Consider the following 24660-nt stretch of genomic DNA (forward strand, 5'->3'; position numbering starts at 1 on the left):
GAGAAGGAACAGGACCGATGAACCTGCTCGACCTCCTGGACGATCCCCGTCCGTTCGCCCTGCTGCGCCGCCGCACCCCCGGCCACGACCATGACGTGGTCGAGGTGCTGCTCGGCCCGGTCACCCCTCACGAGCGCCTCGCCGACATCCCCGACGAGGGCCTCGCGCTCATCCCCTATCGCCAGATCCGGGAGCGCGGCTTCGACGTCCGTGACGACGGCACGCCCCTCGCGGTGCTCACCCCCGAGGAGACGTACGAACTGCCCCTGAAGCAGGCACTGTCCCAGCTGCCGTCGCACGAGGTGCGCGTCGACGGCGGGGGCTTCGACGTCGCCGATGAGGAGTACGCCGGAATCGTCGGGCGGGTGCTGCGCGAGGAGATCGGGCGGGGCGAGGGCGCGAACTTCGTGATCCGGCGTACGTACGAGGGAGAGATCCCGGGGTTCGGGCGGGCCGACGCCCTCGCCCTGTTCCGCCGGCTCCTCGTCGGAGAGCGGGGCGCGTACTGGACGTTCGTCGTGCACACCGGAGACCGGACGCTGGTCGGCGCGAGTCCCGAGGTGCACGTCCGGATGTCCGGCGGAACCGTCGTGATGAACCCGATCAGCGGCACGTACCGCTACCCGGCAACGGGCCCGACCCCCGAAGATCTGCTCGCCTTCCTTGCCGACGGAAAGGAGATCGAGGAGCTGTCGATGGTGGTCGACGAGGAGCTCAAGATGATGTGCACGGTCGGCGACATGGGCGGGGTGGTCATCGGTCCGCGGCTGAAGGAGATGGCCCATCTCGCGCACACCGAGTACGAGTTGCGTGGGCGCTCCTCACTGGATGTGCGCGAGGTGCTGAAGGAGACCATGTTCGCGGCGACCGTCACCGGGTCGCCGGTGCAGAACGCGTGCCGGGTGATCGAGCGGCACGAGATCGGTGGGCGGGGCTACTACGCGGGTGCGCTGGCCCTCGTGGGACGGGATGCGGGTGGGGCGCAGACGCTCGACTCCCCCATTCTCATCCGCACCGCCGACATCGACGCGGACGGGCGGCTGCGGGTGCCGGTGGGCGCCACGCTCGTACGGGGATCGGATCCGGCGAGCGAGGTCGCCGAGACCCATGCGAAGGCGGCGGGGGTGCTGGCGGCGCTGGGAGTCGTGGAGACCAGGCCCCGCGAGGAGCGTGTACGGCCGAAGCTGGGCGACGACCCGCGTGTGCAGGCGGCGCTCGACGGACGGCGGGCCTCGCTCGCGCCGTTCTGGCTGCGTATGCAGGAGCGGGCCGACTCGCTGCGGGGACATGCCCTGGTCGTGGACGGCGAGGACACCTTCACGGCGATGCTCGCGCATGTGCTGCGGTCGAGTGGGCTGGAGGTGACGGTTCGGCGCTACGACGAGCCGGGGCTTCGGGAGGCGGTTCTCGCGCACGAGGGGCCGGTCGTGCTGGGGCCCGGACCCGGTGACCCTTCGGACGTGACCGATCCGAAGATGCGGTTCCTTCGGAAGCTCACCGCCGAGGTGATCCGCGGTCACCGCCACGGCGTGCTCGGCGTCTGCCTCGGCCATGAGCTGATCGCGGCCGAGCTGGGGCTGGAGATCGTCCGCAAGGAAGTCCCGTACCAGGGCGCGCAGACCGGGATCGACCTTTTCGGGCGGATGGAGACCGTCGGCTTCTACAACAGCTTCGTGGCGCGCTGCGACGAGGAGACTCTCGGGGAGTTGTCCGCGCACGGTGTCGAGGTCAGCCGCAGCGACAGCGGCGAGGTGCACGCGATGCGCGGTCCCGGGTTCGCTGGGGTCCAGTTCCACCCGGAGTCGGTGCTGACGCTGAACGGCGCGGCTGTCGTCAGCGAGTTGATCGGTCAGCTGCGGGGCACCAGCACGTTGTCCGAGCGGCGGCCCGCCGTGTAGTCGAGCACGTTCTTGACCGTGGCGTCGACGATCTGGCCGACGGCGTCCTCGGTGTAGTAGGCCTGGTGGAACGTGACCAGGACGTTCGGGAAGGTGACGAGGCGGGCCAGGGTGTCGTCCTCGATGGCCTCCAGGGACTTGTCGAGGAAGAAGAGGCCCGCCTCCGCCTCGTACACGTCGAGACCGACGCCCGTGAAGCGGCCCTCGCGCAGCTCGGCGACGAGGGCCTTGGTGTCGATCAGGCCGCCGCGGCTGGAGTTCACCAGGATCGCGTCGTCCTTCATCGCGCGCAGTGCGGCGGCGTCGATCAGGCGCTGGGTCTGCGGCATCAGCGGGACGTGCAGGCTGATCAGGTCGGACTCGGCGAGGAGCTGGTCCTTGGGGACGTACTTCATGCCGAGTTCGACGCAGGCCGGGTTCTCGGCGACGTCCCAGCCCAGCAGGCGCATGCCGAAGCCGTGGGCGATCCGGGTGAACGCCTCGCCGATCTTGCCGGTGCCTAGGACACCCGCGGTGCGACCGTGCATGTCGCGGCCCATCAGGCCGTCGAGGCGGAAGTCGAAGTCGCGGGTGCGGGTGGCCGCGCGCACGATACGGCGGTTGACGGCCATGCCGAGGGTCCAGGCGAACTCGGCGACGGAGTACGGCGAGTAGTACGAGACCCGGGCGACCGTCATGCCGAGGCGCTCGGCGACCTCGAGGTCGATGTTGTTGAAGCCGGTGGAGCGCTGGGCGACCAGCTGCGTGCCGCCGACGGCCAGGGTCTGCAGGACGCGGTGGCCGAGGCCGCAGTTGACGCTGGTGGAGATGGCCTCGTGGCCGGCCGCGATCAGAGCGGTGTCCTCGTTCAGGAAGACGTCGAGACAGTGGACCTCGTGGTGGCCCGCGAAGGACTTCTCGAGCAGGGGCTTCTCGTCGGCCTGGACGCCGAAGGCGAGGATCTCCATGCTTCCTCCCGATCTGCGGGGTCATGGGCCGAATATACGGCCCACAACCCCGGTGCGCCGGGCCGGTGCGGTCAGCCGAAGAAGACCCCGACCTCCTCGTAGAGCTTCGGGTCGACCGTCTTCAGCTTGGCCGTGGCCTCCGCGATCGGGACGCGGACGATGTCCGTGCCGCGCAGGGCGACCATCTTGCCGAAGTCGCCGTCGTGGACGGCGTCGATGGCGTGCAGCCCGAAGCGGGTGGCGAGCCAGCGGTCGAAGGCACTGGGGGTGCCGCCGCGCTGGATGTGCCCGAGGACCGTGGTGCGGGCCTCCTTGCCCGTGCGCTTCTCGATCTCCTTGGCCAGCCACTCGCCGACCCCGGAGAGGCGGACATGCCCGAAGGAGTCGAGGGACTCGTCCTTGAGGACCATGTCGCCGTCCTTGGGCATCGCTCCCTCGGCGACGACCACGATCGGCGCGTACGAGGCCTTGAACCGTGAGGTCACCCAGGCGCACACCCGGTCGACGTCGAAGCGCTGCTCGGGGATGAGGATGACGTTGGCGCCGCCGGCCAGACCCGAGTGAATGGCGATCCAGCCCGCGTGCCGGCCCATCACCTCGCAGACGAGGACGCGCATGTGCGACTCGGCGGTGGTGTGCAGGCGGTCGATCGCCTCGGTCGCGATGCCGACGGCGGTGTCGAAACCGAAGGTGTAGTCGGTGGCGGACAGGTCGTTGTCGATGGTCTTCGGTACGCCGACGACGGGGATGCCGTACTCGTCGGTGAGGCGGGCGGCGACACCGAGCGTGTCCTCGCCGCCGATCGCGATGAGCGCGTCCACCTCCTGCTTGGCGAGGGTCTCCTTGATCCGGCGAATGCCGTTCTCCTGCTTGAGCGGATTGGTGCGCGAGGAGCCGAGAATGGTGCCGCCGCGCGGCAGGATGCCGCGCACGGCAGGGATGTCGAGCCGAACGATGTCGCCTTCCAGTGGTCCGCGCCAGCCGTCCCGGAAGCCGACGAAGTCATAGCCGTACTCCTGCACGCCCTTGCGGACAATGCCCCGGATGACGGCGTTGAGCCCGGGGCAGTCGCCGCCTCCGGTCAGTACTCCGACCCGCATGGAAAGTCCCTTCGCCACGGTTGCCTGTTGGACTCACGCTAATAGTGATGCAGGTCACTTCGGCATGGTACGGAAGGTCAATTCTGGTGAATTGTGCGGGTGTTGATCACTCGCCTTCACTCGAAGGTGCGGGTGCGTCAGGTTTACGCCTCGTCAAGGCCGCGTTCTATGGCGTACCGCACCAGCTCCACGCGGTTGTGGAGCTGCAGCTTGCCCAGGGTGTTCTGCACATGGTTCTGGACCGTGCGGTGGGAGATGACGAGGCGCTCGGCTATCTGCTTGTAGCTCAGACCCTTGGCGACCAGCCGGAGCACCTCGGTCTCGCGATCGGTGAGTTGCGGGACCTTGGGCTCGTCCACCCCCGCAGCGGGGGCCGGTTCGGAGGCCAGCCGGCGGTACTCGCCGAGAACCAGACCCGCGAGGCCCGGGGTGAACACCGGGTCGCCGACCGCCGTACGACGCACCGCGTCGATCAGCTCGTCCGTGGACGCCGACTTGAGCAGATAGCCGGTGGCGCCGGACTTCACCGCCTCCAGGACGTCGGCGTGCTCGCCGCTGGCCGACAGCACGAGGACGCGCAGCGCCGGGTTGGCGCCGACCAGTTCCTTGCAGACCTGGACGCCGGGCTTGGCCGGCAGGTTCAGGTCGAGCACGAGGACGTCGGGCGCGGCGGCCTGGGCGCGGCGCACGGCCTGCTCACCGTCGCCCGCGGTGGCGACCACGTCGAAGCCGGCCTCGGCCAGGTCGCGGGCGACGGCGTCGCGCCACATGGGGTGGTCGTCGACCACCATCACCTTGATCGGGCCCTGCCGCCGCACGTCCTTGGTCTCCGCCGTCCCCGTCATCGCTGCTCCGTCGTCTTCGTCGTCGCCGCCGGCGTCGTCCCCGTCATCGCCGTCATCGCCGTCCCGCCGTCTGCGTCATCGTCGTTCCGCCTTCCCCCGTGAAACCTTCGGTACCTTCAGCTCGACTTCCGTGCCCTGGCCCGGGACCGAGATCAGCTCGGCCGTGCCGCCCAGGTCGCGCAGCCGGCCCCGGATCGACAGGGCGACCCCGAGCCGCCCCTCGCCCTCGGCCTGGGTGAGCCGGCCCTCCGGGATGCCGGGGCCGTCGTCGCGAACGGTCACGATCACGGCGTCCGGTTCGTCCTCGACCAGGATCCAGGCCCTGGCGTCCGCCCCGGCGTGCTTGCGGACATTGTCCAGGGCGGCACCGACAGCGGCGGCCAGCTCCTTGGCGGCGGCAGGGGCGAGCGGCACGGGCGCGCCGGGCTCGGAGAGGGTCACGCGTGCGGTGGCGTACGGGGCGAGCAGTGAGCGCAGGTCGAGGGGGCCCTCTTCGTCGTCCGGTTCGTCGACGGCTCGTACGACGGCACCGAGCGCGGCGTCCTCCGAGACCCGGGAGACGGGCACCAGGCCGCCCGAGACCAGCGTGCGCAGCGCCACCTCCTGCTCGCCGGCCATCCGGCCCAGCTCCGCGGCCTCGCCGCCGAGCGCGGAAGCGCGCCGCTGCACCATGGCGAGGACCTGGAGGACGCCGTCGTGGATGTCGCGGGCCAGCCGCTCCCGTTCGCGGGTGGCGGCCTCGATCTCCAGGGCGCGAGCGAGGGTGCGCTCGGAGGCGCGGGCGACCTCGACGACGTATCCGATGGCGATGGAGGCGACCCAGACCAGAATCACGTTGTGGACGGTGTCGCGGGTCGGGGCGCCACGCTCGACGATGTTGACGGCCGCGACCAGCGTGGAGGCGAAGGCCGCCCAGCGCCATCCGCCCTTGATCGCGAAGGCCAGGACGGATCCCGCGGTCCATATCGACGGCAGGGTCGGGCCGCCGGCTTCGATCCGCGAGGAGGCGTCGGCGACCCGGGTGAGCAGGATGCCGGCGAGCGCGATGGTGAGGTCGGCGGTGAGGAACCGCTTGGTGCAACTCGCCGCGTTCGCGACCCTGGGGAGGGTCGCGAGCGTCCACACGAACAACAGCGCGTAGAACGCGATGGCCACCCAGGGGCGGGCGAACTTGTCGTACGCGGTGGCGAAGAGACCGATCGCATACAGCATGGTCAGGACGCGGTAGGCGGCGAGCGCACGCCACAGCGGCTGCTCGACCGACATCCTCATCACACGCTCGCGCTTGGCCATCTCCCCCACCCCACCCCCACTCCCGCACGTCCTGACGGACGCGTCTAGGAGCCGGACCGTTCCCTGTCCGCCCGCTCCGCTTCCCTGGCGGCCTGCTTCTCGGCCTGTTCCTTGGCCGCTTGCTTCTCGGCTTGCGCGAGGGCGGCCTTCGCCGCCTTCTCGGCGTCCTTCTCGGCCTTCGCCGCCTCCGCGATCTGCCGCTTGGCGGCCGTCGCGTACATGTCGACGTACTCCTGGCCGGAGAGCTTCATGATTTCGTACATGACCTCGTCGGTCACCGCGCGGAGCACGAAACGGTCGTGCTCCATACCGCTGTACCGGCTGAAGTCCAGCGGCTTGCCGATGCGGATGCCCGGGCGCATCAGCTTGGGCATCACCTTGCCCGGCGGCTGGATCTTCTCGGTGTCGATCATCGCGACCGGGATGACGGGCGCGCCGGTGGCGAGCGCCACGCGCGCGAGACCGCCGGGCTTTCCGCGGTAGAGGCGGCCATCGGGCGAGCGCGTGCCCTCCGGGTAGATGCCGAACAGCTCACCGCGCTCGATGACGTCGACACCACTCTTGACGGCCGCCTCGCCCGCGCCGCGCGCGCCGGAGCGGTCCACGGGGAGCTGGCCGACGCCCTTGAAGAAGGCGGCGGTCATCCGGCCCTTGATGCCGGGCGTCGTGAAGTACTCGGCCTTCGCGATGAAGGTCACCTTGCGGTCGAGGACCGCGGGCAGAAAGAACGAGTCCGAGAACGACAGGTGATTGCTCGCCAGGATGGCGGGGCCCTCGGCGGGAATGTTCTCGAGGCCTTCCACCCAGGGTCTGAAGGCGAGCTTCAGTGGCCCTCCGATGGAAAACTTCATTGCGCCGTAGATCAACCGAGTGCCTCCTGTGTCGTCGGTCAGACCTTAACCCGGAGCACTGTCAAAGGACCCGACGACCCTGGTCGGTGTCAGTGCGGTCGCGTACGGTGAAGTACGCCTCGAAGCCTCGGGGGGTTCCGTTTCGCCCGCCTCTATGACAGGAGACCGAAGGTGCCGGTCCTTCCTGGAGCCGAGCCGTTCCGCCGCGAGGGCGGAGAGGTCGGCGTCCTTCTCTGCCACGGCTTCACCGGGTGCCCGCAGTCGCTGCGGCCCTGGGCGGAGTATCTGGCCGAGCGCGGCCTGACCGTCACGCTGCCGCTGTTGCCGGGGCACGGGACGCGCTGGGAGGACATGCAGCTCACCGGCTGGCAGGACTGGTACGCGGAGGTGGACCGGGAGCTGCGCGCGCTGCGGGACCGGTGTGCTCGGGTGTTCGTCTTCGGCCTCTCCTTGGGCGCCGCGCTGACGCTGCGCCTCGCGGCCAAGCACGGTGACGAGATCAGCGGCATCGTGGTCGTCAACCCGCTGAACAGGGTGCACGGGCTGTCGGCGCACGCCCTCCCCGTGCTCCGGCACTTCGTTCGGTCCGTGAAGGGCATCCTGAGCGACATCGCCAAGGAGGGCTCGCAGGAACTCGGGTACGACCGGGTGCCGCTGCACGCCGCGCACTCGATGCGGAATTTCTGCCAGATCGTCGACAGCGAGCTGCCGCAGGTCACCCAGCCGATAGTGCTGCTGCACAGCCCCCAGGACCACGTCGTGTCCCCCGCCGACTCGGCGCGCATCCTCGGCCGGGTGTCGTCCACGGACGTGACGGAGATCCTGCTGGAACAGAGCTACCACGTCGCGACGTTGGACCACGACGCGGACCGGATCTTCGAGGAGAGCTACGCGTTCATCGCCCGGCTCGCGCCCAGTGTCGGCAAGGAGTCCGACGCGGGTCAGGTGGGTCAGCAGGAAGGGACGGCCACCGGTGGCTGAGCACGACGCGGAACGCGGCGATTCCGAGGAGAAGGGCGTGCCCCTCGACGGGCCTCTCGGTGAGGAGCAGAGCGTGCCCTTCGACGAGGACGCCGTGTGGCAGGCGATCGTCGCCGGGTACGGCGAGGAGCCGCCGGACCCGCCCGGCGCGAAACCGTTCAAGTCGGTCGAGGACCTGGCGCTCCTGGACCCGGAGACGAACGACGGCGACACGAGCGGCACAGAGTCCGACACCGGATCCGGATCCGGGTCCGGGTCCGGGGACAAGCCCTCCGCGGCCCAGCCCCTCGGCAGCTCGGTCGCCTTCGCACCCGGTGTCGGCGGCCCGCGCGACTACAAGGCGCCCGAGCCCGCCGACGACGACTTCGACGAGGACGACGAGGGCCACTTCGTACCGCCCGAGCCGCCCCCGCTGCCCACCGCCGACACCACCGCCAAGTTCGCCTGGCTCGGGGTCATCGGCGGCCCCATCGTGCTCCTGCTGGCCGTACTCCTCGGCTGGGACATGACCTGGTGGCTCACCACTCTCGGCATCGGCGGCTTCCTCGGCGGCTTCGCCACCCTGGTGATGCGCATGAAGACCGACGACGAGGAGGACGACGATCCCGGACGGGGTGCGGTGGTCTGATCCCGCCTCAGGACGCGGGCACTCTGAGGGCGGCCAGTACGGGCAGGTGGTCCGTGGCCGCCCTCAGGTCTGCCTCCGTCACGCCGGGGAGACCCAGCGGGACCCCACAGCCCAGGACCTCCACGCCCTCCGTGGCGAAGATCGCGTCGATGCGCTGGTGGGGATCGGTGGAGGTGGAAGTCTGCTCGCCATCCCAGGGGCGGGCCGCCCAGGCGTCCTGAAGGGCGCCGGCCAGGCGTTTGAAGGTGGGACCGTCCGGGCGTTCGTTGAGGTCACCGCCCGCGACGGCGTGTGGGGTGTCGAGGCCTGCGAGGCGGTCGAGGAGCATGCCGCCCTGCTCGTACCGCTCGTCCTTCTGGAGCGAGAGATGGCAGCTCAGGACGCCGAGCCGGGCGCCGCCGAACCGTACGACGGCGGTGGCGAAGCCACGGCGGTGCAGACCGGGCGTGAGGGGGAGCAGTACATCCTCGGTGCGCTCGACGGTCGCCCGGAGGGAGCACAGGAGCGCGGGTCCGGACGCCGGGGCACCGCCGGAGAGGATCATCTGACCGGACGCCGCCGCGAGCCGGGCCAATTTCTTGCGCCAGCGGAAGAAGCGCGGAGCTTCCTGGATGAGGACCAGGTCGGGTGCGCAGGCACTGATCACCCGCGCGAGCGCGGCGGTGTCATCGCGCATCGACCGAATGTTGTAACTGAGCACGCGAATGACGGCCGAACCGTCGGCTTCGGTACGGGAGTTGGGCAGCGGACTGGCTGAGGGGCTCGTCGGCATGGCGATCAAGATACGACAGCCGGAAGGACCGCACACGGGACGACCCGCAGCCGCCCCCCGCACGGAAGGGGCCGTGCCGGTACATCGATGCCCGTATCCGGACGGATTCCCGGCAGACGGCTCCCTGAGAAGCGTCGGCCGATCCGGTCGGATACGGGCGGATGTACCGGCACGGCCCCGACCCACGACGAACGGCAGGCACCGCTCACCGGCGGAAACCCGCCCGGCAAGACACGGCACCCGGCACGGCGGGCGCCGCCGTGCCGGGTGCCGTGCCCCCTACCGGCAGGTCACATGATCGGGTCGGGCTCCCGGGCCAGGTCGGCGGCGCCGACCAGGCCTGCTTTGTTGCCCAGCTGGGCCGCGATGACGTCGGCCACCGGGCGCCAGTTGCCGCCCACCAGCCAGCGCTTGTACGACTTACGGATCGGGTCGAGGACCAGCTCGCCCTCGTCGGAGAGGCCGCCGCCGACGATGAAGGCGGACGGGTCGAAGAGCGAGGCCAGGTCGGCGAGGCCGGCGCCGGCCCAGCGGGCGAGCTCACGATAGGAGTCCACCGCCACCGGGTCGCCCTGGCGCGCGGCGACCGAGATGTGCTTGCCTTCGATGCCGTCGGGGGTGCCATTGCCCAGCGCGAGCAGGATCTCCGCGCTCTCCGGGGTCGCGTTGGCGCGCTGCTTGGCGTAGCGGACGAGGGCGCGCCCGGAGGCGTACTGCTCCCAGCAGCCCTGCGAGCCGCAGCCGCACAGCAGCCCGTCCGGCACCATGCGGATGTGGCCGAACTCGGCGGCCACGCCGAAGTGCCCGCGACGCAGCTTGTTGCCGATGATGATGCCGCCGCCGAGGCCCGTGCCCAGGGTGATGCAGATGACGTTCCGGTGGCCCTTGCCCGCGCCGAACTTGTACTCGCCCCACGCCGCCGCGTTCGCGTCGTTCTCGACGACGACCGGCAGCCCCACACGCGCCTCGACCTCGGCCTTGAGCGGCTCCTGTCGCCAGTCGATGTTCGGCGCGAAGTAGACCGTCGAGCGCTGGCGGTTCACGTATCCGGCTGCACCGATGCCCACGCCGACGATGTCGTGGCCTGCGCGCGCACCCTCGACAGCAGCAGCGATTGCGTCCACGATGGCCTGCGGCGTGGTGGGGGTCGGCACCTTGTGCGTCGAGAGGATGTTGCCTTCCTCGTCGACCACACCGGCCGCGATCTTCGTGCCGCCGATATCGACGCCGATGGTGAGTCCCATGAATCCCTCAGTTTCGGTCGAGCCCCGCTACGGCCAACCGTACCCGAGGGGCCCTCAGTCCAAGTCGATGTGTTCCCCTGGACCGGTCCCCTCGCCGCGGGGGCCGCTGTCCCGGCTCGTCCAGCGTCGCTCCTGCGCCTCGACGGCCGAGCGATAGGCGGCGAGCAGCTCGGAGCCGGCGGCCGCGAGGTGGTCGAACACATCGGGGTTGCGCTCGATCACCGGCTCCACGGCGGCCTTGGCCTGCTGCACGACCTGGTTGACCATTTGCTGGGCCGTGCCGGAGGCGACCGCGCCGAAGAGCGGCGAGTTCAGCCCGGACAGCTTGTCGGCGACGGCGTCGACGAGCTTGCGCAGTTCCTCGGCGGCCGAGCCCGGCGGTGTGCCGTACTCGGCGCGGCGGCGGGCCTTCTCCGCCGCGAGGTCCTCGGCACAGGCCTTCGCCCAGGCGTCGGCGTCGGTCGCACGCGCCTCTTCGGCACGCACCTCGTCGCCCGCTTCCTCCTGAGCGGCGTCGGATGTGGGGCGCTCTTCGCTCATGGCGGACTCCTGCCTACGGTTCGTGCCTTCGACGTTACCCGAACGGGGGTACACCGTTCACCGTGTCCGCCCCTGTAGAGGGGGCAGCCCGGTCATCTTGTACGGGGCCACAGATCCGGATCCGGCGCGAAGCGGACCCGGAGCTCGCCCTCGCGCAGCGCGGCGCCGGCCACGGTGCAGCGGCGCAGGGCCGACGGGAGCGGAACGATGCGGCGGAACTGCCCCGCCGTGACCACGAGTTCGTCGCCGCGCCGGATGAGGTCCAGTTCCTCGCGTATCGCGCCGGGCAGCGGGATGTGCCACACGAGTACGCCGTCGTCGGCCAGCTGGTCGACGACGGGCCACTCGACCGGGGGCTGCGCCTGGTTGACCCCGGGCACGGGGAGCGCGGCGAGATCGTGGAGACCGCGCGGGTCGTGGCCGAGGTGCGGGACCTCGTGGAGTGCGTACGTCTCCTGCCACTCGTCCAGTGCCTTGCGCTGCTGGGCGGCGAGGGCCGCCAGCCAGGTGTCGTTCGTGGCGCCCGGCAGGACGCGGCTCGCGACCAGGGCGTCGACGGACAGGGCGCGCAGGGCGAGGCCGGTGGTGGCGGTGCGTACCGCGTCGGTGCCGGCCGGGCCCGGCTCGGCGACCAGTCGTACGGTCGTGGCGCGGTCCTCGACCACCGCCTCCACCGCGGCCAGCTCGATGTCCCAGCGGGCCGCCGTCTCGTACAGCCACTCCGCGGGCATCGGGACACCCGCGAGCCGGCCGAGCACGGGGCGCAGGGCGCGGGCCGCCTGGCGCTCCGGCGGAAGCAGGCGGCGAAGGTAGCGGCGGAGTTCCTCGGGGAGGGCGAGGAGGGCAAGGGCCTGGGGGGCCGGGGGGAGGTCCACGACCAGGAGGTCGTACCGCTCCGACATCGCCGCGTCGCGCAGAGCGCGGAGCAGAGCGAGTTCCTCGGCGCCGGGCAGGGGGGTGACCTCCTCGGCGTCCAGGCGGGAGGCGCCGAGCAGGTCCAAGGCGGTCTGCGCGCGCTGTTGGAAGGCGGTGAGATCCTCACGGAAGCGGGCCGCCGCGTCGGGGCGCCAGGCGGTGAGGCCTGGCGCCGCCTCCACGGGGGTCGCGCCCGTGGGCACGCCGAGGGCGGCACCGAGGGTGTCCGTGCGGTCGGCGCCGAGCACCAGGGTTCGGGTGCCCTCGCGGGCCGCCTTCAGCGCGGTGGCCGCGGCGACCGTCGTACGGCCGGTGCCGCCTTGGCCTGTGATCAGGATGGTGCGCATGGGGGTGAACGCTACCTGTGGCGGGCGAGGCGCCTTGGCGGGGCAGGGGTGCAGTGCCGCGGACAGGCGTGTTTCGCCCCGCCTGCCCCTGCCCTCCGCCAAGCTCTCGGCCTCGCTCGAGCAGGGGGACCCCCGTCGTCCCCAGGGGCTCCGCCCCCAGCCCCGTATCGGCCCAACGGCCTCGTCCTTCGACGCCGGACGGGCCAAGAGCCTGTGTCACATCCCCGGCCGGATCAGCGCATGTCGTCCGGTGCGTGCGAGCGCAAGGTGCCGGAGCGTCCTCGATGAGGGTCCCCCCGCGCGAGCGCAGCCGAGCGCGGGGGAGGAGCTACTGGGGCGCTTCGACAACGCGGCTGGGGGTGCCCCCTCTGGGGGAGTGCGTGCCGCGGGCACCCGTCCGGGGATGTGGCACAGGTTCTAGGAAGCCTCTCCCGACTCCACGCGCTTCTTCAGGCCCGCCAGTGCCCGGTCGATGATGACCTTCTCGGCCTTGCGCTTGATCATGCCGAGCATGGGGATCTTGACGTCGACGGTCAGCTGGTAGGTGACCTCGGTGGCGCCGGCGCCCGCGGGCTTCAGGATGTACGAGCCGTCCAGGGAGCGGAGCATCTGGGACTTGACCAGGGTCCAGGAGACCTCGTGGTCGCCGGCCCAGGTGTAGCCGAGGGTCTGGTCGTCCTTGATGGCGCCGGCGTCCATGACGAGGCGCACCTGCTCGGCGCGGCCCTGCCCGTCGGTGGCGAGTACCTCCGCCTCCTTCACCTCGCCGGTCCAGTCCGGGTAGCGGGCGAAGTCCGCGATCACCGCCATGACGTCAGCCGGTGCCGCCTCGATCGTGATGCTCGAGCTGGTGTGTTCCGCCATCGCCGTGGCTCCTCCAGATGCGGTCCGGTGAGGGAGGGTGGTGCGCACGTGTGTGCAGCGTGAAGGCTACCGCGCACCGGACGCGGTGCCGTCACCGCGTCCGGCTCGGGACCGACTTGACGTCCGGGCCGGACACGAGCCGGAACCGACTTGACGTCCAGGCCGGACACGAGCCGGAACCGACTTGACGTCCAGGCCGGACACGAGCCGGAACCGTCACCACTCCAGCGCCCACGGTCTTCCCGACCCGGCGAAGTGCCCCACGTTCACACACTCCGTCGCCCCGATCCGCATCCTGTGCGCCAACGGCTGGTGGACATGGCCGAAGAGCGAGTACCGGGGGCGCGTGCGCCGGATCGCGTCCAGAAGGGCGCGGGACCCGCGCTCGAAGCGACGCGCCACCGTGTCGTACATCAGCTCCGGCACCTCCGGCGGGATGTGCGTGCACAGCACGTCGACCTCGCCGACCGCCTCGATCTTGGCCGCGTACTCCTCGTCACCGATCTCGTACGGCGTCCGCATGGGGGTCCTTAGGCCGCCGCCCACGAAGCCGAAGACCCAGCCGCCGATCTCCACGCGCTCGCCGTCGAGCACGGTCGTGCCGGGGCCGGCGTACTCGCGCCACAGGGTCGGCATGTCGACATTGCCGTAGGTCGCGTACGTCGGTGTCGGGAACGCGGCGAACATCTCGGCGTACTGCTTGCGCACCGCCTTCTCGATGGTCGCGGCCCGGTCCGTGCCGATGCCGGACCAGAGCCGGGCTCCGAACTCGCGCGCTTCCGCGAAGCGGCGGGCGGTGCGCAGCTCGACGATGCGGTCCGCGTTCTCCTCGCCGAACAGGTCGGGGAAGATGCCGCGCGAGTGGTCGGCATAGTCGAGGAAGAGGACCAGGTCACCGAGGCAGATCAGGGCGTCCGCGCCGTCGCCGGCTCTGGCCAGGTCCCGGGCGTTGCCGTGCACGTCACTGACCACATGAATGCGCGTCCTCGGGTTACCGACCGGTGTGGGTGCCATGGCGATCAAGCGTAGGCCTGTGGGGCAAACGTGAACAGAGGCGGGCGGACCTGCGGTTACTGGCCAGTCAGTAAAAGGGTGGACTACTGTGCGCGAAGGAACGCCAACCTGTGTGACGCAGGGAACATCTCGCCGGGACCCCCTATCGAAACAGCCGTACCGGTGGGTAACGTCCGGGCAGTCCAGTCGTACTCAGGATTTCAACAAGTGATCTCTTGAGTACCTGCCCGAGCCTTGGACCGCACCGTCGCATCACACAAAGTCGTGGCGCCGGCGCCCTATGAGGAGCAGCAGTCTTGCGCGAGTTCAGCCTTCCGGCTTTGTACGAGGTCCCTGCGGACGGCAATCTGACCGACATCGTCCGTAGAAACGCCGCGCAGCATCCCGACGTAGCCGTCATCGCCCGCAAGGTGGGGGGCACTTGGACGGATGTCACCGCCACCACCTTCCTCGCCGAGGTGCGGGACGCGGCCAAGGGCCTGATCGCCTCCGGCGTCCAGCCGGGCGACCGGGTGGGTCTGATGTCCCGTACCCGCTACGAGTGGACGCTGCTCGACTTCGCGATCTGGAGCGCGGGCGCGATCACCGTGCCGGTGTACGAGACCAGCTCGCCCGAGCAGGTGCAGTGGATCCTCGGCGACTCGGGCGCGACCGCCTGCATCGTCGAGCTGGACACGCACACGGCCACCGTGGAGTCGGTGCGCGACCGGCTGCCCGCCCTCAAGCACGTCTGGCAGATCGAGGCCGGCGGCGTGGAGGAGCTGGGACGCCTCGGCAAGGACGTCAGCGACGCCACCGTCGAGGAGCGCAGCTCGCTCGCCAAGGCCGACGACCCGGCGACCATCGTCTACACGAGCGGCACGACCGGCCGGCCCAAGGGCTGTGTCCTCACCCACCGCGCCTTCTTCGCGGAGTGCGGCAACATCGTGGAGCGGCTGCGCCCGCTCTTCCGCACGGGCGAGTGTTCCGTCCTGCTCTTCCTGCCGCTCGCGCACGTCTTCGGGCGCCTCGTGCAGGTCGCGCCGATGATGGCGCCGATCAAGCTCGGTTGTGTCCCGGACATCAAGAACCTCACCGACGAGCTGGCCGCGTTCCGGCCGACGCTGATCCTCGGCGTGCCGCGCGTCTTCGAGAAGGTCTACAACTCGGCGCGCGCCAAGGCGCAGGCGGACGGCAAGGGCAAGATCTTCGACAAGGCGGCGGACACGGCGATCGCGTACAGCCGCGCCCTGGACACCCCCTCCGGCCCGTCGCTCGGTCTGAAGATCAAGTACAAGACCTTCGACAAGCTCGTCTACAGCAAACTGCGCGCGGTACTGGGCGGTCGCGGCGAGTACGCGATCTCCGGCGGCGCCCCGCTCGGCGAGCGGCTCGGCCACTTCTTCCGTGGCATCGGCTTCACCGTCCTGGAGGGCTACGGCCTGACGGAGTCCTGCGCGGCCACCGCCTTCAACCCCTGGGACCGTACGAAGATCGGCACGGTCGGCCAGCCGCTGCCCGGTTCCGTGATCCGCATCGCGGACGACGGCGAGGTGCTGCTGCACGGCGAGCACCTGTTCCAGGGGTACTGGAACAACGAGGCCGCGACCGCCGAGGCCCTCGCCGACGGCTGGTTCCACACCGGTGACATCGGCACCCTCGACGAGGACGGCTACCTCCGCATCACCGGCCGCAAGAAGGAGATCATCGTCACCGCGGGCGGCAAGAACGTCGCCCCGGCCGTGATCGAGGACCGCATCCGCGCGCACGCGCTCGTCGCGGAGTGCATGGTGGTCGGCGACGGGCGCCCGTTCGTCGGCGCGCTGGTCACCGTCGACGAGGAGTTCCTGGGCCGCTGGGCCGAGGAGCACGGGAAGCCGGCCGGCTCGACCGCGGTGTCGCTGCGCGAGGACGCGGATCTGGTCGCCGCGATCCAGGACGCGATCGACGACGGCAACGCGGCGGTGTCCAAGGCGGAGTCGGTGCGCAAGTTCCGCATCCTCGCGTCCCAGTTCACCGAGGAGTCGGGGCACCTCACGCCGTCGCTGAAGCTCAAGCGCAATGTGGTGGCCAAGGACTACGCCGACGAGATCGAGGCGATCTATCGGGGCTGATGTCCCAGCGGCCGCGCTCCCGCCGTGGGGGCGAGGGTGTTCCCGCGCCCTCCCGGCCGTGCGTGGTTGCTCGCGCAGTTCCCCGCGCCCCTGACGGGCGCGGGGAATTGCGTTGTCGGCCGATGACAACCCGTCGAAAGCCCGGAAGCTGCACCCCACCAGGCGTTACAGCAACTCCTTCAACCGCTCCGCCAGCAGGTCCCAGCGCCACTTCTCCTCGACCCACTCGCGCCCCCGCACCCCCATCCGGCGACGCAGCTCCGAGTCGCCGAGAAGGGTGATGATGCGCTCGGCCGACTCGTCGGGCGATCCGCCGCGTACGACCCAGCCGGTCTCACCGTCGAGGACGGCGTCCGGCGCGCCGCCCGAATCGCCGGCGACGACGGGCAGCCCGGTGGCGGACGCCTCCAGATACACGATGCCGAGCCCCTCCACGTCGAGGCCGCCCCGGCGCGTCCGGCAGGGCATGGCGAAGACGTCTCCGGCGCCGTAGTGCGCGGGCAGCTCCGACCAGGGCACCGCTCCGGTGAAACGGACGGACTGGACGACCCCGGTGTCGTACGCGAGCTTGCGCAGGTATCTCTCGTACGGTCCGCCACCGACGATCAGCAGCACCGCGTCAGGCTCCTTGGCCAGGATGCGCGGCATGGCGAGGATCAAGGTGTCCTGTCCCTTGCGCGGGACCAGGCGGGAGACGCAGACCACCACGGGGCGGTCCGTCAGGCCGAGGCGGGCGCGGATCACCTCGCCGCCGGAGCCGGGGTGGAAGGTCTGCTCGTCGACGCCGGGCGGCAGCTGGACCATGCGGGACGCGGCCTCGGGGGTCAGCGCGGAGGCGATCCGCGAGCGCGTGTACTCACCGAGGTAGGTGATCGTGTCCGTGGACTGGCCGATGCGGCGCAGCAGCCCGCGCGCGGCCGGGAGCTGCGCCCAGCCGGCCTCATGGCCGTGCGTGGTCGCCACGAGCCGCCGAGCGCCCGCCCGGCGCAGCGCGGGCGCCATCAGGCCGAGCGGTGCCGCCGCCCCGAACCACACCGACGTACAGCCGTGTTCGCGCAGCAGCCCCACGGCACGCCGGGTGGCGCCCGGGGTCGGCAGCAGCATCGTCGTGCGGTCCCGTACGACGGTGAAGGGCTGCTCGGCGTCGAAGGCCGCGGTCGCCTCGGCGCCCTCACGGCCACGCTTCCACGTGGAAGCGTGGACGACGAGCTGTTCGGGGTCCAGGCGCAGCGCCATGTTGTGCAGGAACGCCTGGATGCCGCCGGGGCGGGGCGGGAAGTCGTTGGTCACGATCAGGGTCTTGTGCATCGTGTTCGACACTATCGAAACCTATACTCACAGGTCCGCACGGCCGCGCTTGATGGCTCGCGCACAGGGCGGCGCGCCATCATGACTCCGCAGAAACATGGCAGCGAAGCACATGAATCCGGGACGGACAAGGGCCAGGTGGGCATGACGGGGGCAAGGGGGGCGAGGTTCCCGTTCGGGCTGCTCGCGCTCATCGGAACCTGGGGCCTGACCAGACTGGTGCTGCTGCTCTTCGTGTACAAGGTCCACGTCTTCCCCGGCCCGGACGTCACGAGCGACGTCTCCGTGATCTACCAGGGCTGGTACGAGGTCCTGCGGCACGGCACCTTCCCGCTCGACGACGTCACCTGGCAGTATCCGCCGGCCGCCGCGCTCCCGATCCTCTCCCCCGCCCTGCTGCCCTTCCTCGACTACGCACATGCCTTCTACCTGCTGGCCTTCCTCGCCGACTTCGTGGTGCTCGGGCTGCTCCAATACGCGGGCCTGCGCCCCGGAAAGACGATGCGCGGCGCCTGGGTGTGGGTGATCGGCGTACCGCTGCTCGGGCCGACCGTGTACGCCCGCTACGACGTGATGGTGACGGCCGTAGCGGTCGCGGCGCTGCTCGCGGGGGCCCGCCGTCCGCGGGTGATGGGTGCGCTGGTGGGCTTCGGCGCGATGCTGAAGGTGTGGCCGGTGCTGCTGCTCGTCGGGGCCGTCCGGCGCCGCGCGTGGGCCGCGGCGGCGGTGACCGCCGGGGGGATCGCCGTGCTGTTCGCCTTGGCGATGCCCGGCGCCTTCTCCTTCCTGACCTTCCAGCGCAACCGTGGCACCGAGGTGGAGTCGCTCGGCTCCCTCGTCTTCCACGTGGCCCGGCAGCACGGCTGGAACGGTCAGGTGCTGCTCAATTACGGCTCCGTGGAGTTCCTCGGGCCGTATGTCGACGTGGTGAGCACGGTGGCCCTGGTGCTCACCGCGGTCGCCCTCGGCTGGCTGATGTTGTGGCGGCTGTGCGCCAAGCGGTTCCTGTCGCACACACTCGCCGACGCCGCGTTCGTGGGCGTGCTGATGTTCACGACCACCAGCCGGGTCATCAGCCCGCAGTACATGGTCTGGCTGGTCGGGCTCGCGGCGGTCTGCCTGTGCTTCCGCGGCAGCCGGATGACCCTGCCCGTCGTTGTGGTGCTGGCCGCGTGCTTCGTGACCGTCCTGGAGTTCCCGATCTGGTTCTCGCACGTCGTCTCCAGCGACTCCCTCGGCGTCACTCTCCTCTTCGCCCGCAACGGGCTGCTGGTGATCGCCACGCTGCTCGCCGCCCTGCAGCTGTGGCGGGACACGATCTCCGAACCGGCCGCGGCACTCCCCTCTCAGGCCGCGGACACGAAGGAGCGCCTGACGTCCTCGTGACGCCTGGCCCACATGAGGAGCACGGCGCACTGCACCGTCATGGACAGCGCCAGCGCGAGGCATATCCCGGGCAGCCCGAGCCGCGACAGGGCAAGGGCCAGCGGGAGCTGCACCGCCGTACCGACCACGGTCACCCGGAGCAGCAGCGACGCTCCCCCGCTCCCCTCGACGACGCCGCCGAGCGCGATGAAGCAGGCCATCAGGAGCAGATAGGGCCCGACGCTGCGCAGGAACAGCACGCCCTCGTGCGCGACCCCGGGTCCGGCGCCGAAGGCGCGCATGATCCAGGGGGCGAGGAAAGCGAGCACTGATGCGGCCAGCACGCCGACCGTCCCGGAGACGAGTACGGCCTGCCGCCCGATGGCGCCCCGTTCGTCCCCGCCGGCGCCCCGCGTGTGCGCTGTGTGGATCGAGGCGGCCTGCCGCACCGAGTAGAACGCCATGGTCGCGACGTACATGACCTTGTACGCGATGGAGTACGCGGCCACGGCCGTCACCCCGAGCCGGGCCACGATCGCGACCAGGACCAGCGCCCCGCCCTGCCGCACGGTGAAGTCCGCGGACATCGGCAGACCGGTCCAGAGGGTCCGGCGCAGCGCCGCTCCGGCGGCCTCCGAGGGAGGGACGGCCGCCGCGTGTCGCAGCAGCGCGTTCCCGCGCAGCGCGCGCAGACCCATGGCCAGGGCCACACAGCGGCACAGCACCGTGGAGGCCGCGGCGCCCTCGACGCCGTACGCGTGGATGAGCGGTGGGTCGAGCCCGAGGATCAGGCCGTTGGCCAGCAGGGCGAGGCGCATCGGTGTGCGGGTGTCACCGGTGCCCTTCAGGATCCCGTCGACGAGGTTCTGCGCGAAGAAGACGGCGATGCCCGGCAGGGAGATCGCGAAGTAGGCGACGGCGAGCGTCAGGGCGCGCCCGTCGCCGCCCAGCACGAGCCGGGCCAGCGGCTCCCGCAGCAGATACCCGCCCACCGCGACCACCGGCGTGACCGTGGCGCACAGCGCCCATCCTCCGCGTACGGCCGCCCGGACCGCCCTGGGATCCCGTGCGCCCCTGGCGTGCGAGATCAGGACGGTTGCCCCGGAGGCGAAGACCAGGGCGACGCCGAGGAGCACGTTCTCGGTGTTGGTCGCGACGGCGACGGCGGCCACGGCGGCTCCGCCGAGCCGGGAGACCCAGACGGTGTTGATGATCCCGGCGGCGACGGAGGCGAGCAGGGACAAGTAGACGGGGTGGGCGAGAGATATGAGCTGCTTTCGGTGGGCGTTCACGCATGACTCCCTCGGCGCGAGTTTCATGACTGCCTCGATGCGGGCTGCCTCGATACGGATTACCTCGATGCGAGCTATCTCGATTCGAGGTAGCTCGATAAGAGGTACCATGCGACCAAGGGACCCGCAACCACCACGGAGCCGCCGCATGCTGGAGCTGTCGATCCTCGGTTTCCTCTTCGAAGAGCCCCTGCACGGCTACGAGTTGAAGGAGCGCATCAAGGCCCTCAGCGGCCATGTCCGGCCGGTCAGCGACGGCGCCCTCTATCCCGCGATCACCCGCCTGGCCGCCGCGGGCAAGCTGGACCAGCACACCGAGCCGGGCAGCAGCGCGGCCCCGCGCCGCATCCTGTCGCTCACCGACAAGGGCCGCGAGGAGCTCCTGGAGCGGCTGCGCCACCCCAAGCAGGCCGAGATCACCGACCACGTGCGCTTCAACACGCTGCTGGCGTTCCTGCGCCATCTCCCCGACCCCCGGGAGCAGGCCGCGGTACTGCGCCGTCGCCAGGAGTTCCTGGAGACGCCCGCGAGCTTCTTCTACCGGGACGGCAAGCCCGTACGGGCGGAAGAGACGGACGACCTCTTCCGGCAGGGCATGCTGCAGGTCGCGCGGGCGACGGGCGAGGCGGAGCGGAAGTGGCTCGCGGAAGCGATCAGCCGGCTCGATCAGCGGAGTTGACCACGGGACCGAGGGATCAGCAGAGTTGGGCTCTGCAACGCAGCGTCATCCGCATTGCCCCTCAGGCCACAGCATCATACGAATTGAGCCCTGCACCGCAGATTCAGCCGAGTTGAGCCCTGAGATGGTCCCGCCACTGCGCGGTGAACTTCTCCGGCGTCGTGTGCAGCACGTCCCGCAGCGCGCCCTCGACCGCCCCGGCCCGCTTCTGGTGGTCGCCCACCGCCCGGTAGAAGTCGTTCAGCCGGACCTCGCCCCAGCGGTCGGCGATCAGCCGGCACGCCATCCAGCCGCCCTCGTACGCCTGCGCCAGCCGCGCCGCGTCCCCGGTGAAGCCGAAGTCCTTGTCCTCCGGCAGCGCGGCCGGGACATGGCCCTCCATGACGGCGCGCTCCAGCTCCGGCGCGACCTGCGCGGCCGTCCGCCCGCTGCCTCGGTAGCCGACCCAGTCCGCATAGCCCTCGGAGAGCCACAAAGGCGTGGCGGCCGTGGTGTGGGCGCGGGTGGCGACATGCGTCGTCTCGTGGGTGAGCACGACCTGCTTGCCGAAGTCGCCGAGGACGCCGTACGCGTCGGGGTTGACGATGATCCGGTCCGCGGGTGCCCGGGACGGGCCTCCCCCAGCCTCCGGCCGGGGGGACCCCCTATTCGCTTCGCTCACCTCGCCGGTGGTGACCGCCGCGATCCCCCGGTAGCCGGACGCCGGAGCCCCGAGCAACCCCGCCATCCCCTCCAGCGACTTCGGTACGACCACGACGACATGCCCCGACCAGTCCGTGCCCCACGCCTCCGACGCGGCGGGCACGGCGCGGTCCGCGAGATCCGCGTACGTGCGCAGGCGCTCGCCGGTCTGCCCGACCCCGAGGACCAGGCTGTGCTCACCCCGTACGACCTTGACGGCTCCCTGCTCCCACAGCTGCTCGCCGGCCTTCTCGGCGGGCTCGTCGGAGGCGACGTGCCAGGTTCCGGCGCTGCGGGTCAGGCGAAGGGCGCGGGCCGCGGTGACGGGCGCGGTGTCGTAGCCCTTGACGCGGTAGTGCAGCTCCGCGTCGGCCGTGGCCCGGTCGCCCGAGCGATGCAGGGAGGTGAGGTGGTACGACCAGGACGCCAGCGGGAGATCGCGCAGATTCCCGAACGCGGCGTCGGTGGTGGCCGGTTGCCCGGTGGCCCGGTACGCCGACTCGTCCCGGTCGAGGACCGCCGCAGCCCGCTTGTCGAGCACCCGCTGCACCTCGGCCGTCACGGTGTCCGACGACGCCCGGCCACCGCAGCCCACGAGCACGGCGAGCAGCAGCACCAGGGAGAGCCCCGCTCGCGACGCACGCCTTCGACCAGCCACGTTCCCGATCGTACGGCCGCTTCGCCCAGGGGTCAGACCCGCGTCACGGACGAGATCGGCATCATCCCCACCGGGTCGTAGCGCACCGGGGCGCCCGGATAGGGCGCGTGGATCACCTGGCCGTTGCCCATGTACATCGCGATGTGGCTCGCGTCCGAGCGGTAGGTGACCAGGTCGCCGGGCTGCGCCTGGGAGAGCGGTACCTGGTGTCCGGCGTACCGCTGGTCCTGCGAGGTGCGCGGCAGACCGATTCCGGCCTGCGCGTACGACCACTGCATGAGGCCCGAACAGTCGAAACCGCCCGGCCCGTTGGCACCCCACACGTACGGTCGGCCGAGCGCCGAGCGGGCCGCGGCGACGGCGGCGGCCGCACGGCCCGAGGAGGGGACGGCGCCTCCGAGGTCGGGCATGTCGGCGCGGGTGGAACGCGACGTCCGGTCGTAGGCGGCGCGCACGGCGTCCGGCAGCGAGTTGAGCAGCTGCCGGGCCTTGGCCAGTTTCCGCTCGACGGTCCGCTTGTTCTGGGCGACGGCCTTGCGGCTGCGCTCCAGCTCCGCGAGTTTGCCGGTGGCCTCCTCGTGCTTTTGGGCGAGGTCGCGCATGGCGAGCTGGAGGTCCGTGAGTTCACCGGCCTGGTGCGCGGTGATGCGGTCCAGGGCGGCGGCCCTGTCGAGGTAGTCGCCCGGGTCGTCGGCGAACAGCAGCGCGAGGGAGGGGGCGATGCCGCCGGAGCGGTACTGGGCTCCGGCGAGCGAGCCGAGCGCGTCCCGCATGGTGTTGATGCGTTCCTGCTGCCGGGCGATCTCGTCCTGCGCCGTGCCGATTTCCTTGCGCAGCGAGTCGGCGCGCTCGTCGGCCTTGTTGTACGCCTCGGTGGCCTTCTCCGCCTGTGCGTACAGGCGGTCCACCTCGGCCCGGGTGTCGTCCTGCGGTGCTGCGGCGGCCGGTGGGGCGCCGAGTGCCGCTGCCGCGGCGGACATCACGCAGACGGCGAAACCGGTGGCGCCGAAGCCCCGGTCGAAACCGGACGGTGCAAGGCGGCGATGGGACCCCACGGGTAGCCGCTCTCCCTTCCGCTGACGGTCCCCCGGAATTGGGGGAATCGCGCCAGACAGTAGCCGTGCGACTACACACCGGCAAAGCCGTCTGAGGGCGCACAACGTGACGCCCCGCCGGAGACGCAGGTCACCGACGGGGCGTGGGGTCAGCGGGAGCCGGCGCAATTCGCCCGTTTGGGCGGTGCGGCGAGGGTCCGCTCAGCGGGCGGGCGTCAGACCCGGACGCCGAACTGGAAGGGCATGTTGCCGATGGACTCGTAGCGGACGACCGCGCCGGTGTGCGGGGCGTGCAGCACCTGGCCGTTGCCCGCGTACAGGCCGACGTGGTGGAAGTCGCCGTAGAAGATGACGAGGTCGCCGACCTGCAGACCGCTCTGCGAGTAGATGCGCGTACCGGCGTTGGCCTGAGCCTCCGAGGTGCGCGGTATGGAGACGCCCGCCTGGGCGTAGGCCCATGAGGTGAGGCCCGAGCAGTCGAAGGAGCTGGGGCCGGAGGCGCCGTACACGTACGGCGAGCCCATCTTGCTCTGCGCGGCGGAGAACGCCGCCCCGGCGCGCCCGGATCCCTTGCTGTTGCCGAGATCGACGCGCTCGCTGGCCCGGGTGGCACGCTCCTGCTCGGCGGCTGCGAGAGCCGCCTTCTCCTTGGCCGTCAGGGTGTTGAGGAGTTTCTGGGCCGAGCCGAGCTTGGCCTGGACTTCCTTCTTCTTCTTGGCCAGCTCCGCCCGGGTGTCGGCGAGGTCCTTGAGCTTGTCGGAGGCTTCCTTGCGCTGCTGGGCGAGCGAACGCTGCTTCTCCTGGACCTTCTTGAGCGACTCGACCTGCTGAGCGCTCAGCTGGTCCATCGTGGACGCCTTGTCGAGATAGCTGTCCGGGTCGGAAGAGAGGAAGAGAGCCACCGAGGGGTCGATGCCTCCGGTGCGGTACTGGGCGCTGGCCATCGAACCGAGGCCATCGCGCAGAGTGTTGAGCTCTTCCTGACCGCGGGCGACGTTGTCCTGGAGGGCGCTGATCTCCTTCTGGAGCTTCGCCTGCTTCTCCTTGGCCCCGTCGAGCTTCTCGGTGGCCTTCTCGGCCTCCTCGTAGAGCTTGTCGACCTTGGCCTTGACCTCGTCCTTGCTCGGCTTCTCGCTCGGCGCGGCGTTGGCGACGTTCGCGCTGAGGGCCACGGCAGCGGCGGCGGCGGTGGTGAGCACGGTCACACGGGTGCGGCTCGGCTGCTTGGGTCGACGGTGGGACGCCACGAAGGCGAGCTCCTTCTTCCTCCAGCCGCCTGCCGAATGCGCC

The 24660-nt window shown here is 70.8% G+C and carries 22 protein-coding genes; 6 read left to right on the forward strand and 16 right to left on the reverse strand.

What is annotated here, in order from left to right; all coding sequences use genetic code 11:
- Positions 1–17: 17 nt before the first annotated feature.
- Positions 18–1898, forward strand: a complete 1881-nt coding sequence (locus OG390_RS13910; protein ID WP_406167913.1) for an anthranilate synthase family protein — start codon at positions 18–20, stop codon at positions 1896–1898.
- On the opposite strand, the gene OG390_RS13915 is transcribed toward OG390_RS13910, so the two are convergent.
- The 5 genes from OG390_RS13915 to OG390_RS13935 form a co-directional block, all read right to left on the reverse strand.
- A complete protein-coding gene (locus OG390_RS13915) occupies positions 1850–2845 on the reverse strand; it encodes a 2-hydroxyacid dehydrogenase (RefSeq protein WP_406167914.1) in 996 nt (331 codons plus the stop codon). The genes OG390_RS13910 and OG390_RS13915 overlap by 49 nt on opposite strands.
- 71 nt (positions 2846–2916) lie before the next feature.
- Entirely contained in the window at positions 2917–3945 is a 1029-nt protein-coding gene (locus OG390_RS13920) for a 6-phosphofructokinase (RefSeq protein WP_406167916.1), read from the reverse strand.
- 143 nt (positions 3946–4088) lie between these two features.
- Positions 4089–4790 (reverse strand): response regulator, encoded by a 702-nt coding sequence (locus tag OG390_RS13925; protein ID WP_406167918.1) that lies wholly within the window; start codon positions 4788–4790, stop codon positions 4089–4091.
- 75 nt (positions 4791–4865) lie between these two features.
- Positions 4866–6083, reverse strand: a complete 1218-nt coding sequence (gene macS, locus OG390_RS13930; RefSeq protein WP_406167919.1) for a MacS family sensor histidine kinase — start codon at positions 6081–6083, stop codon at positions 4866–4868.
- 44 nt (positions 6084–6127) lie between these two features.
- Positions 6128–6934, reverse strand: coding sequence for a lysophospholipid acyltransferase family protein (locus OG390_RS13935; protein ID WP_406167921.1), 807 nt, complete (start codon positions 6932–6934; stop codon positions 6128–6130).
- 171 nt (positions 6935–7105) lie between these two features.
- Between OG390_RS13935 and OG390_RS13940 the strand changes: the two genes are divergently transcribed.
- Together OG390_RS13940 and OG390_RS13945 are read left to right on the forward strand one after the other, a co-directional pair.
- Positions 7106–7915 (forward strand): alpha/beta hydrolase, encoded by an 810-nt coding sequence (locus OG390_RS13940; RefSeq protein ID WP_406167923.1) that lies wholly within the window; start codon positions 7106–7108, stop codon positions 7913–7915.
- Positions 7908–8543: a hypothetical protein gene (locus tag OG390_RS13945; protein WP_406167925.1), complete on the forward strand. Its 636-nt coding sequence runs from the start codon at positions 7908–7910 to the stop codon at positions 8541–8543. Before OG390_RS13940 ends, OG390_RS13945 begins: the two co-directional genes overlap by 8 nt.
- A 7-nt stretch (positions 8544–8550) precedes the next feature.
- Here OG390_RS13945 and OG390_RS13950 read toward each other — a convergent pair whose 3' ends face one another.
- The 6 genes from OG390_RS13950 to OG390_RS13975 form a co-directional block, all read right to left on the reverse strand.
- Complete coding sequence (locus OG390_RS13950; RefSeq protein WP_399078249.1) at positions 8551–9315, reverse strand: endonuclease/exonuclease/phosphatase family protein; 765 nt, start codon at positions 9313–9315, stop codon at positions 8551–8553.
- Positions 9316–9605: 290 nt separating this feature from the next.
- Positions 9606–10559, reverse strand: a complete 954-nt coding sequence (locus OG390_RS13955) for an ROK family glucokinase (RefSeq protein ID WP_399078251.1) — start codon at positions 10557–10559, stop codon at positions 9606–9608.
- Positions 10560–10613: 54 nt separating this feature from the next.
- Positions 10614–11099 carry a DUF5304 domain-containing protein gene (locus OG390_RS13960; protein ID WP_406167927.1) on the reverse strand — a complete coding sequence of 162 codons (486 nt, stop codon included), beginning with the start codon at positions 11097–11099 and terminating at the stop codon, positions 10614–10616.
- A 92-nt stretch (positions 11100–11191) separates the two neighbouring features.
- Positions 11192–12361 (reverse strand): ArsA family ATPase, encoded by a 1170-nt coding sequence (locus OG390_RS13965; protein ID WP_406167929.1) that lies wholly within the window; start codon positions 12359–12361, stop codon positions 11192–11194.
- A 417-nt stretch (positions 12362–12778) separates the two neighbouring features.
- The gene (locus OG390_RS13970; protein WP_406167931.1) at positions 12779–13225 is read right to left on the reverse strand and encodes an SRPBCC family protein; all 447 of its coding nucleotides are present in this window, start codon (positions 13223–13225) and stop codon (positions 12779–12781) included.
- A 216-nt stretch (positions 13226–13441) separates the two neighbouring features.
- Positions 13442–14239, reverse strand: coding sequence for a metallophosphoesterase (locus tag OG390_RS13975; RefSeq protein ID WP_406167933.1), 798 nt, complete (start codon positions 14237–14239; stop codon positions 13442–13444).
- Positions 14240–14535: 296 nt separating this feature from the next.
- Here OG390_RS13975 and OG390_RS13980 point away from each other — a divergent pair, with 296 nt between their 5' ends.
- Positions 14536–16332: an AMP-dependent synthetase/ligase gene (locus OG390_RS13980; RefSeq protein ID WP_406167934.1), complete on the forward strand. Its 1797-nt coding sequence runs from the start codon at positions 14536–14538 to the stop codon at positions 16330–16332.
- A gap of 165 nt (positions 16333–16497) precedes the next feature.
- On the opposite strand, the gene OG390_RS13985 is transcribed toward OG390_RS13980, so the two are convergent.
- Positions 16498–17640 carry a glycosyltransferase family 4 protein gene (locus OG390_RS13985; RefSeq protein ID WP_406177650.1) on the reverse strand — a complete coding sequence of 381 codons (1143 nt, stop codon included), beginning with the start codon at positions 17638–17640 and terminating at the stop codon, positions 16498–16500.
- 144 nt (positions 17641–17784) lie between these two features.
- Between OG390_RS13985 and OG390_RS13990 the strand changes: the two genes are divergently transcribed.
- Positions 17785–19026: a glycosyltransferase 87 family protein gene (locus tag OG390_RS13990; RefSeq protein ID WP_406177651.1), complete on the forward strand. Its 1242-nt coding sequence runs from the start codon at positions 17785–17787 to the stop codon at positions 19024–19026.
- Here OG390_RS13990 and OG390_RS13995 read toward each other — a convergent pair.
- Positions 18987–20297: an MATE family efflux transporter gene (locus tag OG390_RS13995; RefSeq protein WP_406167936.1), complete on the reverse strand. Its 1311-nt coding sequence runs from the start codon at positions 20295–20297 to the stop codon at positions 18987–18989. The genes OG390_RS13990 and OG390_RS13995 overlap by 40 nt on opposite strands.
- A 148-nt stretch (positions 20298–20445) precedes the next feature.
- Here OG390_RS13995 and OG390_RS14000 point away from each other — a divergent pair, with 148 nt between their 5' ends.
- Positions 20446–20976 carry a PadR family transcriptional regulator gene (locus tag OG390_RS14000; protein ID WP_406167938.1) on the forward strand — a complete coding sequence of 177 codons (531 nt, stop codon included), beginning with the start codon at positions 20446–20448 and terminating at the stop codon, positions 20974–20976.
- Positions 20977–21079: 103 nt separating this feature from the next.
- Here OG390_RS14000 and OG390_RS14005 read toward each other — a convergent pair whose 3' ends face one another.
- The 3 genes from OG390_RS14005 to OG390_RS14015 all read right to left on the reverse strand — a co-directional run bounded on the left by OG390_RS14005 (position 21080) and on the right by OG390_RS14015 (position 24617).
- A complete protein-coding gene (locus tag OG390_RS14005; RefSeq protein ID WP_406167940.1) occupies positions 21080–22315 on the reverse strand; it encodes a hypothetical protein in 1236 nt (411 codons plus the stop codon).
- A gap of 32 nt (positions 22316–22347) precedes the next feature.
- Positions 22348–23370 (reverse strand): NlpC/P60 family protein, encoded by a 1023-nt coding sequence (locus OG390_RS14010; RefSeq protein WP_406167942.1) that lies wholly within the window; start codon positions 23368–23370, stop codon positions 22348–22350.
- Positions 23371–23585: 215 nt separating this feature from the next.
- Entirely contained in the window at positions 23586–24617 is a 1032-nt protein-coding gene (locus tag OG390_RS14015; protein WP_406167944.1) for an NlpC/P60 family protein, read from the reverse strand.
- Positions 24618–24660 lie beyond the last annotated feature (43 nt).

The sequence above is a fragment of the Streptomyces sp. NBC_00996 genome (genome assembly GCF_045162675.1).
In the GTDB taxonomy this organism is placed as follows: Bacteria; Actinomycetota; Actinomycetes; order Streptomycetales; family Streptomycetaceae; genus Streptomyces.

Excerpts from the sequence above, each read along its gene's own strand:
- OG390_RS13910 (WP_406167913.1), top strand. The coding sequence starts at position 18 with ATGAACCTGCTCGACCTCCTGGACGATCCCCGTCCGTTCGCCCTGCTG.
- OG390_RS13955 (WP_399078251.1), bottom strand. The coding sequence starts at position 10,559 with ATGGGACTCACCATCGGCGTCGATATCGGCGGCACGAAGATCGCGGCC.
- OG390_RS13925 (WP_406167918.1), bottom strand. The coding sequence starts at position 4,790 with ATGACGGGGACGGCGGAGACCAAGGACGTGCGGCGGCAGGGCCCGATC.
- OG390_RS13990 (WP_406177651.1), top strand. The coding sequence starts at position 17,785 with ATGACGGGGGCAAGGGGGGCGAGGTTCCCGTTCGGGCTGCTCGCGCTC.
- OG390_RS13950 (WP_399078249.1), bottom strand. The coding sequence starts at position 9,315 with ATGCCGACGAGCCCCTCAGCCAGTCCGCTGCCCAACTCCCGTACCGAA.
- OG390_RS13970 (WP_406167931.1), bottom strand. The coding sequence starts at position 13,225 with ATGGCGGAACACACCAGCTCGAGCATCACGATCGAGGCGGCACCGGCT.
- OG390_RS13920 (WP_406167916.1), bottom strand. The coding sequence starts at position 3,945 with ATGCGGGTCGGAGTACTGACCGGAGGCGGCGACTGCCCCGGGCTCAAC.
- macS (WP_406167919.1), bottom strand. The coding sequence starts at position 6,083 with ATGGCCAAGCGCGAGCGTGTGATGAGGATGTCGGTCGAGCAGCCGCTG.
- OG390_RS13975 (WP_406167933.1), bottom strand. The coding sequence starts at position 14,239 with ATGGCACCCACACCGGTCGGTAACCCGAGGACGCGCATTCATGTGGTC.
- OG390_RS13985 (WP_406177650.1), bottom strand. The coding sequence starts at position 17,640 with ATGCACAAGACCCTGATCGTGACCAACGACTTCCCGCCCCGCCCCGGC.
- OG390_RS13965 (WP_406167929.1), bottom strand. The coding sequence starts at position 12,361 with ATGCGCACCATCCTGATCACAGGCCAAGGCGGCACCGGCCGTACGACG.
- OG390_RS13960 (WP_406167927.1), bottom strand. The coding sequence starts at position 11,099 with ATGAGCGAAGAGCGCCCCACATCCGACGCCGCTCAGGAGGAAGCGGGC.
- OG390_RS13915 (WP_406167914.1), bottom strand. The coding sequence starts at position 2,845 with ATGGAGATCCTCGCCTTCGGCGTCCAGGCCGACGAGAAGCCCCTGCTC.
- OG390_RS13935 (WP_406167921.1), bottom strand. The coding sequence starts at position 6,934 with ATGAAGTTTTCCATCGGAGGGCCACTGAAGCTCGCCTTCAGACCCTGG.
- OG390_RS14000 (WP_406167938.1), top strand. The coding sequence starts at position 20,446 with ATGCTGGAGCTGTCGATCCTCGGTTTCCTCTTCGAAGAGCCCCTGCAC.